The organism is Proteus sp. G2300, assembly GCF_009915965.1.
In the GTDB taxonomy this organism is placed as follows: domain Bacteria; phylum Pseudomonadota; class Gammaproteobacteria; order Enterobacterales; family Enterobacteriaceae; genus Proteus; species Proteus vulgaris.
Genome location: NZ_JAABNK010000025.1, coordinates 195,422 through 207,490 on the forward strand (window position 1 = coordinate 195,422; position 12,069 = coordinate 207,490).

The 12,069-nt window shown below is 39.3% G+C and carries 8 protein-coding genes; 6 read left to right on the plus strand and 2 right to left on the minus strand.

What is annotated here, in order from left to right:
* Positions 1–13: 13 nt before the first annotated feature.
* Complete coding sequence (gene metG, locus GWI97_RS16960) at positions 14–2,041, minus strand: methionine--tRNA ligase (protein ID WP_036938249.1); 2,028 nt, start codon at positions 2,039–2,041, stop codon at positions 14–16.
* A gap of 203 nt (positions 2,042–2,244) precedes the next feature.
* Between metG and apbC the strand changes: the two genes are divergently transcribed.
* The 5 genes from apbC to dcuC all read left to right on the plus strand — a co-directional run bounded on the left by apbC (position 2,245) and on the right by dcuC (position 8,485).
* Positions 2,245–3,357, plus strand: a complete 1,113-nt coding sequence (apbC, locus tag GWI97_RS16965) for an iron-sulfur cluster carrier protein ApbC (RefSeq protein WP_036912151.1) — start codon at positions 2,245–2,247, stop codon at positions 3,355–3,357.
* 220 nt (positions 3,358–3,577) lie between these two features.
* Positions 3,578–4,219: a uridine kinase gene (udk, locus tag GWI97_RS16970; RefSeq protein WP_036938247.1), complete on the plus strand. Its 642-nt coding sequence runs from the start codon at positions 3,578–3,580 to the stop codon at positions 4,217–4,219.
* A 67-nt stretch (positions 4,220–4,286) separates the two neighbouring features.
* On the plus strand, positions 4,287–4,868 hold the full coding sequence (gene dcd / locus GWI97_RS16975) for a dCTP deaminase (RefSeq protein ID WP_036938245.1): 582 nt from the start codon (positions 4,287–4,289) through the stop codon (positions 4,866–4,868).
* A gap of 46 nt (positions 4,869–4,914) precedes the next feature.
* Positions 4,915–6,849, plus strand: a complete 1,935-nt coding sequence (asmA, locus tag GWI97_RS16980; RefSeq protein WP_115370384.1) for an outer membrane assembly protein AsmA — start codon at positions 4,915–4,917, stop codon at positions 6,847–6,849.
* 274 nt (positions 6,850–7,123) lie between these two features.
* Entirely contained in the window at positions 7,124–8,485 is a 1,362-nt protein-coding gene (gene dcuC, locus GWI97_RS16985) for an anaerobic C4-dicarboxylate transporter DcuC (protein ID WP_087803616.1), read from the plus strand.
* Between the two features lie 218 nt (positions 8,486–8,703).
* On the opposite strand, the gene GWI97_RS16990 is transcribed toward dcuC, so the two are convergent.
* Positions 8,704–10,284, minus strand: a complete 1,581-nt coding sequence (locus GWI97_RS16990) for a TerC family protein (RefSeq protein ID WP_036938236.1) — start codon at positions 10,282–10,284, stop codon at positions 8,704–8,706.
* Between the two features lie 244 nt (positions 10,285–10,528).
* On the opposite strand from GWI97_RS16990, the gene gndA reads away from it, so the two are divergent.
* On the plus strand, positions 10,529–11,935 hold the full coding sequence (gndA, locus tag GWI97_RS16995; protein WP_115370383.1) for an NADP-dependent phosphogluconate dehydrogenase: 1,407 nt from the start codon (positions 10,529–10,531) through the stop codon (positions 11,933–11,935).
* The last annotated feature ends 134 nt before the right edge of the window (positions 11,936–12,069 follow it).

Below are 12,069 nucleotides of genomic sequence, written 5' to 3' on the forward strand. Positions count from 1 at the left end.
TGAATCTTGGTTGTTATTTCACTTGTTGACCTGGTTTTGCACCAGAGTCTGGGCTAAGTAAGAAGATATCTTTATCGCCTGGACCTGCGGCCATGACCATGCCTTCTGAAATACCAAAACGCATTTTACGAGGTGCTAAGTTTGCCACCATCACCGTCAAGCGACCTTCTAACACTTTAGGATCTGGGTATGCAGTACGAATACCTGAAAATACTTGGCGAGTTTCGCCACCTAAGTCTAAAACTAATTTCAGCAGTTTGTCTGAGCCTTCAACAAAATCCGCTAGTTTAATTTCAGCGATACGCATATCGATTTTTGCAAAATCATCAAACTTAATCGTTTCTTGAATAGGTGAATCTGCTAATGGGCCAGTGACTTCTTTTACTGGCGCAATGGTGCTTTTAGATGCTTCAACCATCGCATTAGCTTTATCCATTTCAATACGATTAAACAGCGCTTTGAATTTTGTAATTTCTTGGCCTAATAGCGGTTGTGCAAGAGCATTCCATGTTAATTGGGTTTGTAAAAATGCTTCTGAACGTTCTGTCAGTGAAGGTAATACAGGTTTCAGATACGTCATCAGTACTCGGAATAAGTTAATCCCCATGGTACAGATTGCTTGTAACTGAGCATCTTGACCTTCTTGTTTTGCTACGACCCACGGCGCTTTTTCGTCGATATAACGGTTAGCTTCGTCAGCTAATGCCATAATTTCACGAATGGCTTTACCAAATTCACGGTTTTCAAATGATTGAGCAATGGTGTCTTGCATATCAACGAAGTGTTGATAAAGCTTAGCATCATCTAAAGTATCTGCTAATTTGCCATCAAAACGTTTGCTGATAAAACCCGCAGTACGCGATGCTAGATTAACGACTTTATTTACAATGTCGCTGTTTACGCGTTGAACAAAGTCTTCTAAGTTTAGATCAATATCGTCAATGCGTGATGAAAGTTTGGCTGCATAGTAGTAACGCAGGCAATCAGCATCAAAATGATCAAGGTAAGCACGCGCTGTAATAAAGGTGCCACGAGATTTAGACATCTTCGCGCCATTTACAGTGACATAACCATGAACAAACAGGTTCGTTGGTTTACGATATTCGCTACCTTCTAACATGGCAGGCCAGAATAAACTGTGGAAATAGACAATATCTTTACCAATAAAGTGATAAAGGTCAGTTTTGCTGTCTTTATTCCAAAACTCATCGAAACTTAAGTCACCCCGTTTTTCACATAAGTTTAAAAATGAGCTCATGTAGCCAATCGGTGCATCTAGCCATACATAGAAATATTTACCCGGAGCATCTGGAATTTCGAAACCGAAATAGGGTGCATCACGAGTGATATCCCATTGTTGTAAACCGCTGTCGAACCACTCTTGCATTTTATTTGCAACTTGCTCTTGCAGTGCGCCAGAGCGTATCCAATCTTGTAACATGTTGCTAAATGCAGGTAAGTCAAAGAAATAGTGTTCTGTTTCACGCATGACAGGAGTTGATCCTGAAACGACAGAACGTGGATTAATTAATTCTGTTGGGCTGTAAGTTGAGCCACACACTTCACAGTTATCACCGTATTGATCTTGTGCTTTACATTTAGGACAAGTGCCTTTCACAAAACGGTCAGGTAAGAACATGCCTTTTTCTTCATCATAAAGCTGAGAAATCGTTTTGCTTTTGATGTGGCCATTCTTTTTCAGTGCCAGATAAATTTTAGTCGATAATTGGCGACTTTCTTCACTGTGAGTAGAGTGATAATTATCATAACTGATATTGAAGCCAGCAAAATCCTGTTGATGCTCTTTGCTCATTTCTTCAATCATGGCTTCTGGGGTAATACCCAGTTGTTGTGCCTTTAGCATAATTGGTGTGCCGTGAGCATCGTCAGCGCAGATGAAATGAACTTCTTTGCCGCGCATTCGTTGATAACGGACCCAGATATCTGCCTGAATGTGCTCAAGGATATGACCGAGATGAATTGAACCGTTAGCATAAGGTAACGCGCAGGTTACCAATAATTTATTCGCGACGTGAGACATAGTAAGGATCTTACTTCCATAAAATTAATAAAGGGGCTTTGATGTTAACCGATCCGTCATGATGTCGCTAGGGCAATAATGGAGTTTTTGCAAGAGAAATTTCAGTTGGCAAATTGAGGTAAGGCATTATCGTAGTCATCTACTATCTGATATGATAGATACACTCATATATTTAATAAATAATGAAAACGAGAGGAGCCGGGATGAGTGATAAATCCCCCGAGCAGACCACCCCTGAGATTCTGAACGAAAAAGTTTCAGGTGTCTTGTCTACTTTTGAACACCCGACATTGAAACGTAATCTGCTTTCTCTAAAAGCATTACATCAATGTGCGATGATTGACGATGTTCTTCATATCGAGTTAGTGATGCCGTTTGTTTGGAAAAAACCATTCCAAGTGCTAATTGAAGAAAAAACAGCTGAACTTCGTAATATCACTGGCGCAAAAGCGATTGAATGGAAGCTCAAACATAATATTTCAACCTTACGTCGTGCAAATGATCTGCCCGGTGTTAATGGTGTGCGTAATATTCTTGCTGTGAGCTCTGGTAAAGGTGGTGTAGGTAAATCAAGTACAGCCGTTAACCTTGCACTAGCCCTTGCACAAGAAGGTGCTAAAGTGGGTATTCTTGATGCAGATATTTATGGTCCGTCTATTCCTAATATGTTAGGTACCACAATGGAGCGTCCTACGTCCCCTGATGGACAACATATGGCACCAATTATGGCTTATGGATTAGCGTCTAACTCTATCGGTTATTTAGTCACTGACGATAACGCGATGGTATGGCGTGGACCTATGGCGAGCAAAGCGTTAATGCAAATGCTCCAAGATACGCTATGGCCCGACTTAGATTATCTCGTTATCGATATGCCACCGGGAACTGGTGATATTCAATTAACCTTATCCCAAAACATCCCTGTAACTGCGGCCGTTGTGGTAACAACACCACAAGATATTGCATTGGTGGATGCGATGAAAGGGATTGTCATGTTTAAGAAAGTCAATGTGCCTGTATTAGGTATTATTGAAAACATGAGTGCACATATTTGTAGTAACTGTGGTCACCTTGAACCTATCTTTGGTACAGGTGGTGCGGCAAAATTGGCAGAGAAATATCATTGCCAATTATTAGGTCAAGTCCCTCTTCATATCTCTTTACGTGAAGACTTAGACCGTGGACAGCCAACTGTTATGCGTGATCCTGAAGGTGAATTTGCCGATATTTATCGCGAAATAGCATCAACCGTTTCTGCTCAAATGTATTGGGATGGTGATGCAATCCCAACGGAAATTTCTTTCCGCGCAGTGTAATCGCAGTAGAATAATGCATGACGTTATTTGTTAATTTAAATGGAAAGCCATTTGGCTTTCCATTTTTTACATATGATTTCCGACTGTTTTTGATAAAAAACAAAGAGATTTCTGGTTTTACTCTGGAACCAGAAGGATTTCAAAACTATAATCTGCGCTAGCGTAATATTTACATATTATTACGTTATCCCTCTTTTTATTTCAAACCAGGTTTTTGATTATGGCTGACACAGCACATCAGTGCACAATTGTAGGTATCGCTGGAGCTTCTGCTTCGGGTAAAAGTCTTATTGCAAGTACACTTTACCGTGAATTAAGAGCGCAAGTAGGTGATCATAATATCGGTGTGATACCAGAAGATTGTTATTATCGTGACCAAAGTGACTTGACGATGGAAGAACGATATAAGGTCAATTATGACCACCCTAATTCGATGGATCACGCACTTTTATACCAGCATTTGTGTGAACTAAAAGCAGGAAATGCCATCGAACTCCCTCAATATGACTACGTTGCTCACACACGCAAAACAGAATCCATACCTTTTAAACCTAAAAAAGTTATTATTATTGAAGGTATTTTGTTATTAACCGATAAGCGCCTGCGCGAAGAGATGGATTTCTCTATCTTTGTTGATACCCCATTAGATATTTGCTTAATGCGTAGAATTAAACGTGATGTAAATGAACGTGGACGTAGCTTAGACTCAGTCATTGAACAATATAATAAAACAGTTCGTCCAATGTTCTTCCAGTTTATTGAACCTTCTAAACAATATGCCGATATTATTGTACCTAGAGGGGGTAAAAACCGTGTTGCGATTGATATTCTGAAAGCAAAAATTGGGCAGTTTTGCGAATAATAGGTTCATTTTGGGGCAGCTTTCATGCATGATGAAACTGCCTATTTAACTTGAGGAAGGAAATAAAATGCGATTATGCGACCGTGATATTATTCAGTGGCTGGATGAAGGTAAATTAGTCATTGAACCCCGCCCGCCTGTCGAGCGAATTAACGGCGCAACAGCAGATGTTCGCTTAGGAAATCAATTCCGTGTTTTCCAAGGACATACTGCTGCTTATATTGATCTGAGTGGCCCAAAAGCTGAAGTGAATGCCGCATTAGAACGCGTGATGAGTGATGAAATTGTGTTACCTGATGGTGAAGCTTTTTATTTACATCCTGGTGAGTTAGCGTTGGCAGTGACACTTGAATCGGTCACTTTGCCTGACAATGTAGTGGGATGGTTAGATGGACGCTCCTCATTAGCACGTTTAGGTTTGATGGTACATGTTACCGCACATCGTATTGATCCTGGTTGGCATGGACAAATCGTATTAGAGTTTTTTAATTCAGGTAAACTTCCCCTTGCATTAAGACCGGGCATGGTGATTGGTGCATTAAGCTTTGAACCTATGTCGGGGTCTGCTGATAGGCCTTATAATCGACGTCAAGATGCAAAATATAAAAATCAACAAGGTGCAGTTGGTAGTCGGATTAGCGAAGATTAACTATCTTTATGATCATCATTATCATGTTCACTAAGCGGGTAATTATATGAAAAGGTTTTTGACAACACTGGCTATTTTGCTTGTGGTTATTTTGGCAGGCTTAACAGCATTAGTTTTACTCATTAACCCTAATGATTTCCGTGGATATCTTGTTGAACGAGTTGAAAAACAAAGTGGCTATAAACTCACATTGCAAGATGATATGCGTTGGCATGTTTGGCCAAAGCTGAGTATTATCAGTGGAAAAATGTCATTAACAGCACCAGGTGCTGAAATGCCTTTAATTACAGCAGATAATATGCGTCTGGATGTTGAATTATTACCGCTTCTCTCTCATCAACTTGAAGTAAAAGAAGTTATGCTTAAAGGGGCTGTCGTTCGTCAAACACCAGAAAGTAAGGCCATTCCTAAAATACCATCCCCCTCTACACCTAAAGATACTTCTCATCCAGTTATAGAGCCTAGGGCGAATAGCTGGCAGTTGAATATCGCAAAAGTAAACATTTCAGACAGCTTAATTATTTGGCAAATGAAAGACGGTGAGCAACTTAATTTGCGTGATATTAATTTATCGCTGAAAACAGACGATAAAAAACAAGTCAATCTTGAGATGAGCACGAAAGTGAATCGTGATCGTCGTGAGATCACGCTAAATGTTGCCGCTAATGCGGATATGAGCAGCTATCCTTACCAAATCAACGGTAATATCTCACAGCTGGATTATGTTTTATCCGGGGTAGAAATCCCTGAAAATGGCATCACAGGAAGTTTAACCTCAGATTTTACGATCCAAAATGAGGGGATGAGAAAAATTTCATTTGATAACTTAAATTTCACCGCTAATGACAGTCAGCTACAAGGCCATATTCGTGCTGAATTTGCGGATAAAACACGTTATCAGATCGATTTAAAAGGTGAGCAATTAAATTTAAATACGTTGCTACCAGAGTTAGCTACGGCTAAAACAGCTGAAACCGCATTATTGTCCCTTAAAGATAATAAGACACCGTCATCATTTTCATTATTCAATACAGCACATGCAGCTCCAGCTCCAAATGCAACGATTATAGCCAAGCCGGTTATTACTTCAGTGACGATTGAAAATAAAGAATATGATTTAACGCATTGGGGCAATATTGAATTTACGCTGAAATTAGCACTGAATAAGCTTCTTTATAAAGATTTGGAGATTAATTATTTTAAACTTGATGCGCTAAATAATCCCAAATCGCTGAATATTCAAACCTTAACAGGAAAAATTCTTCAGGGTGATTTTTCACTTCCTACCGTGATTTCTACCAGTATAGTGCCCGCTCATATCAGTATGGATATCACTATGAACAATATTCCCTTACAACCCTTATTGCGTGCATTTAATCAGCCTGAAAATTTCAGTGGGTTAATTTCAGCTAAAGGAAATGTTGAAGGTGCGGGATATAATCGAAAAGCCTTTTATCATTACTGGCAGGGCACACTGAATACCTCATTAACTCAATTTAAAATGCAGGGCTTAAATGTACCTCAGGTTATTCAGCAATCTATTGCTCAAGCAACGGATAAAGTGATTTACCCTGAAAATATCGAAAGTTACACTCAAGCAGATAATGTTATTGCCCAATTTAAATTAACGCCAAAAGGACAGTTGACGGTTAATTCACTTGATGCTCAAGCTAATACTTATCAAATTAAAGGGCAGGGTAACGTTAACCTTCAACGTCATGATCTTGATGTGACGCTATTGGTTAATATTAAAAAGGGGTGGGGTAAAGAAAACGAATTTATTCGCCAACTGACTAAAATAGATATTCCATTAAGGCTTTATGGGGATTGGAATGCGGTGCAATATGAGCTCAATGTTGAAAAATTATTGCGTGACCAATTACAGCAAAAAGCAAAACAAGCCATCGATAATTGGCTGAATAAACAAGACGCTGAAAGCCCTGAAGTCAAAGCACTCAATCAGTTATTGAAGAAAATTTAATTTCACGACTTTTAACGTCATCACCGCTTAATAAAAGCACACTATTTTGATAATTGTGTGCTTTTTGCTTTATATCTATCATTTAATTTATATTTTGAATGAAAAGTAAGCATTCGTGCTATATCTATGTAAAAAAATAGTCGTTTTTTTTGATATATGTCATACACTGCAACGTTGCCTTTGGGCAGAGTGTGTCAATCGCACTAAACGCAAAAATGATGATAAAAATAAAAAACTTCATTTTATAAATGACTATTTTAGACAGGATAAACCAATGATTGAAATTCTTATCGGCGCCCTCGTTGCAGTGGGTGTTGGACGTTATATTGTAAAAGGCTATTCACCAACGGGTGTGTTAATGACGGGTGGTCTGTTATTACTGATCATCAGCGTTATTATGGGTAGAGCTGTTTTACCTGCGAGTGCGACTGCGACAGGCTACGGATTAATTGACATTGTTGAGTATGTGAAAAATCTTCTAATGAGCCGTGGTGGCGATTTAGGTATGATGATCATGATACTGTGTGGCTTTGCTTCTTATATGACACACATCGGTGCAAATGATGTTGTAGTAAAATTAGCATCACGCCCACTGAAAATGATCAACTCACCTTATCTTCTGATGGTCGCGGCTTATATTGTTGCATGTTTAATGTCTCTGGCTGTTTCATCAGCAACGGGCTTAGGTGTGTTGTTAATGGCAACACTGTTCCCTGTTATGGTAAATATGGGAATTAGTCGCGGGGCTGCTGCTGCAATTTGTGCGTCTCCAGCCTCTATTATTTTAGCGCCAACATCAGGTGATGTTATTTTAGCCGCTGAAGCCTCTCAAATGCCACTGATAGATTTCGCCTTTAAAACCACATTACCTATCTCTATTGCTGCAATTATTGGTATGTGTATCGCTCACTTCTTTTGGCAGCGTTATCTTGACCGTAAAGAGCATATCGAAACAGAAATGTTAGACGTGAATGAGATCAAAACTCACGCACCAAGTTTCTATGCGATTTTACCTTTCACACCAATTATTGGTGTTTTAGTTTTCGATGGTAAATGGTTACCAGAACTTCATATCGTTGCCATTATTATCATCTGTATGATTTTAGCGGCTATTATCGAATTTATTCGTAGCTTTAGCGCCAAACAAGTTTTTGAAGGTTTAGAGGTTGCTTACCGTGGCATGGCAGATGCATTTGCTCAAGTTGTTATGTTATTAGTGGCAGCAGGGGTATTTGCTCAAGGCTTAACAACAGTTGGCTTTATTAACGCCTTAATTGAAGGGGCCCAGTCATTAGGCTCAGGTGCGATTGTGATGATGATCGCTCTGGTATTAATTACCATGTTAGCCGCGATGACAACCGGCTCGGGTAATGCACCATTCTATGCCTTTGTTGAATTAATTCCTCGTTTAGCAAGCAACATGGGTGTTAACCCTGCTTATTTAACTATTCCAATGTTACAAGCTTCAAACTTAGGGCGTACATTATCACCTGTTTCTGGTGTCGTAGTTGCGGTATCCGGTATGGCAAAAATTTCACCATTTGAAGTGATGAAACGTGTTTCTGTACCCGTATTAGTTGGGCTGGTTATTGTTATTGTTGCGACTGAAATTCTTGTACCAAGTACATTAGGTTAATTGTTAGTGTATTGAAATAAAATTAATTTTATCTTTATTGGCGGGTTTTGTTATGTCATAACAAAGCCCGTTAAAGGGGGGATTGCCTTTCTCTCTCAAGAGGTGTTAACCAAAGGATTTTGACACAGGCATGGGTTTTCATATCACTCACGATTAAACACAATTTTCAGATAAAAAATATCCGCCTTAAAGGCGGATATTTTGCTATTTGACAGGGATTACGCTTCGTCCACGTTTTCTTCGTCTTCCGGTGTAGGCTCCACAATTCGAACTTTATTAATTCGATGATTGTTGACTTCTAATGGCTCAAATTCAATACCATCAATTAGGATTTTTTCACCTACTTTTGGTACACGTTGTAAATGCTCCATTAATAAGCCTGCTAAGGTTTCATATTCACGTTTTTCATCCAATTTGATTGGAATATAAAGTACTAAGTCTTCAAGTGGTGTAAAACCGTTAACAGTCCATGAACCGTCTTCATTTTGAGCTAAATCGTGGCGTGAGTCGTTTTCTTCAGAGCTGACGGGTAAGTTACCTGCAATGGTTTCCATTACGTCAGTTAATGTAACAATACCTTCCACTGAACCGAATTCATCTACGACAAACGCGAAGTGAGTATGCGCACTTCGAAATTGTTCTAATGCTTGTAGCAGTGATAGACCTTCAGGGAAGATCAACGGTTGTGTGACCAATAAACGTAAGTCTAGTGGTTCATTACGTAGCTGTTGGTTCAACAGCTGGATCACATTAACGACACCAACAGGTTCATCACTAGATTGCTCATCGGTGATCACAAGGCGAGAGTGCGGATCTTTTTCCAATAATTGGCGAATATCATCTTGCGTTGCATTTAAATCGACGTACTCAACATCATGGCGAGAGGTCATGATACTGTTAACGTTGCGTTGACTTAAACCCAGCACACGCACAATCATTTGGCGCTCTTGAGGATCAAACACTTCTTCTGAACTAGAGACTAGATCAGAGGTGTGAGGATCTAATTCTGAAGTTTCAGGTTTACCATTAATAATGCGTAACACCGCTTCTGCTGTACGTTCACGTAAAGAACGAGAGGCAGATAAGAAACGGCGACGATTAAATTGTGCAAGCTGATTAAAGACCTCTATCATGATAGAGAAGCCAATTGCTGCATATAAGTAGCCTTTTGGAATGGCGTAGCCAAAACCTTCGGCAACTAATGCGAAACCGATCATCAGCAAGAAACTTAAACACAAAATAACAATGGTTGGGTGATTATTGACGAAGTTTGTTAAAGGCTTACTTGCCAGGATCATCAATATCATTGCGATAGTAACAGCCGCAATCATAACGCCTAAATGATCAACCATCCCCACAGCGGTTATTACTGAGTCAAGCGAGAATACCGCATCCAGTACGATAATTTGGGCAACAACAGACCAAAAGCTGGTGGTTTTGCGTTGTTTTCCCTCACCGTGGTCTTTACCTTCTAGCCGTTCATTAAGCTCCATCGTGGCTTTGAACAGCAAGAATATCCCTCCGAGAAGCATAATTAAGTCTCTTGCACTGAAAGGATGCTCAAACAGTGTGATAAGAGGTTTTGTCAGAGTGATAAGCCAAGAGAGACTAAATAACAACACAATACGCATAAGTAAGGCACACAATAGGCCTGTTATACGTGCTTTATCTCTTAGTTTTGCTGGGAGTTTATCTGCCAGAATAGCAATAAAAACAAGGTTATCAATACCAAGTACGATTTCGAGAACAATTAGGGTGGAGAGTCCTACCCAAATCGTCGGATCCAAGATCCATTCCATACAGTTTGTTTTACCTTCTATAAAGACGGCATATGCCGACAAGGGAATAATGAGCAATTTGCAGGAATTTTTCAATAATTTATTATTAATATAAAGGTAATAATTTCATTTCATGTGAAAGAGTGCGATATCGATTGCATCAATAACTACCACCAATGATGAGAGTGCGTTACTATGTGATCAGGTTAACAGATTGTCAGTACATTGATACTGGCAGGTTTATTTTCAGACGGGAGTTATTTTCATGTCAAAACAGCAAATCGGCGTGGTTGGTATGGCAGTAATGGGACGTAATCTTGCGCTAAATATTGAAAGCCGTGGTTATACTGTCTCCATTTACAACCGCTCAAGCGATAAAACCAACGAAGTTATCGCTGAAAATCCAGGTAAAAAACTGGTTCCGAATTATTCTATTGAAGAGTTTGTTGATTCGTTAGAAAAACCGCGCCGTATTTTATTAATGGTAAAAGCGGGTGAAGCAACGGATAAAACAATTGCTGCATTGACACCGCATTTAGATAAAGGCGATATCCTTATCGATGGCGGAAATACATTCTTTAAAGATACTATTCGTCGTAACCGTGAATTATCAGCACAAGGTTTTAATTTCATTGGTACAGGTGTTTCTGGTGGTGAAGAAGGTGCATTAAAAGGCCCTTCAATCATGCCGGGTGGACAAAAAGAAGCTTACGAATTAGTCGCACCAATCCTTGAGAAAATTGCAGCTGTTGCTGAAGGCGAGCCTTGTGTAACTTATATTGGTGCTGATGGTGCGGGTCACTATGTGAAAATGGTTCATAATGGTATCGAATACGGTGATATGCAATTGATTGCAGAAGCCTATTCCGTATTAAAACACTCTTTAGGTCTAACTAACGAAGAATTGGCAGAAACCTTTACCGAGTGGAACCAAGGTGAGTTAAGTAGCTATCTGATTGAAATCACTGCAGATATTTTCCGTAAAAAAGATGATGAAGGCAAATATCTTGTTGACGTTATTCTTGATGAAGCGGCAAATAAAGGTACAGGTAAATGGACTAGTCAAAGTTCTTTAGATTTAGGTGTACCTGTCACGCTTATCACTGAATCTGTATTTGCTCGGTATATCTCTTCATTAAAAGACCAACGTGTTGCTGCATCAAAAGTATTATCAGGCCCAACACCTAAAGCATTTTCTGGTGACAAAAAAGCCTTTATTGAAAATGTTCGTCGCGCACTGTATTTAGGTAAAATTGTCTCTTATGCGCAAGGTTTCCAACAACTGAAAGCCGCATCAGATGAATATAACTGGGATTTAAACTACGGTGAAATCGCGAAGATTTTCCGTGCGGGTTGTATTATTCGTGCTCAATTCCTGCAAAAAATTACTGATGCCTATAATGAAGATGCAAACATCGCAAATCTGCTGTTAGCACCATACTTCAAACAAATTGCTGATGATTACCAACAAGCTCTACGTGATGTTGTTTGTTATGGCGTGCAAGCGGGTATTCCTACACCAACTTTCTCTGCGGCTATTTCTTACTACGACAGCTATCGTGCAGAAGTGTTACCTGCAAACTTAATCCAAGCTCAACGCGATTATTTTGGTGCGCATACTTATAAGCGTACTGATAAAGAAGGTGTATTCCATACAGAGTGGATGGAATAAGTAAAATTAAATATTCGGTTATCTTAATCGAAATATAACAAATAAAAGGTGCTCAAATTGAGCACCTTTTTTATAAATTTTATATTGCGGTATTAAACGGAGATAGTACCATTTAAAACATCATTAAAGATGTT

What these genes read in the sequence shown, in the direction of transcription:
- metG (WP_036938249.1), bottom strand. Translation starts at nt 2,041, where the DNA reads ATGTCTCACGTCGCGAATAAATTATTGGTAACCTGCGCGTTACCTTAT.
- apbC (WP_036912151.1), top strand. Translation starts at nt 2,245, where the DNA reads ATGAGTGATAAATCCCCCGAGCAGACCACCCCTGAGATTCTGAACGAA.
- udk (WP_036938247.1), top strand. Translation starts at nt 3,578, where the DNA reads ATGGCTGACACAGCACATCAGTGCACAATTGTAGGTATCGCTGGAGCT.
- dcd (WP_036938245.1), top strand. Translation starts at nt 4,287, where the DNA reads ATGCGATTATGCGACCGTGATATTATTCAGTGGCTGGATGAAGGTAAA.
- asmA (WP_115370384.1), top strand. Translation starts at nt 4,915, where the DNA reads ATGAAAAGGTTTTTGACAACACTGGCTATTTTGCTTGTGGTTATTTTG.
- dcuC (WP_087803616.1), top strand. Translation starts at nt 7,124, where the DNA reads ATGATTGAAATTCTTATCGGCGCCCTCGTTGCAGTGGGTGTTGGACGT.
- GWI97_RS16990 (WP_036938236.1), bottom strand. Translation starts at nt 10,284, where the DNA reads ATGGAATGGATCTTGGATCCGACGATTTGGGTAGGACTCTCCACCCTA.
- gndA (WP_115370383.1), top strand. Translation starts at nt 10,529, where the DNA reads ATGTCAAAACAGCAAATCGGCGTGGTTGGTATGGCAGTAATGGGACGT.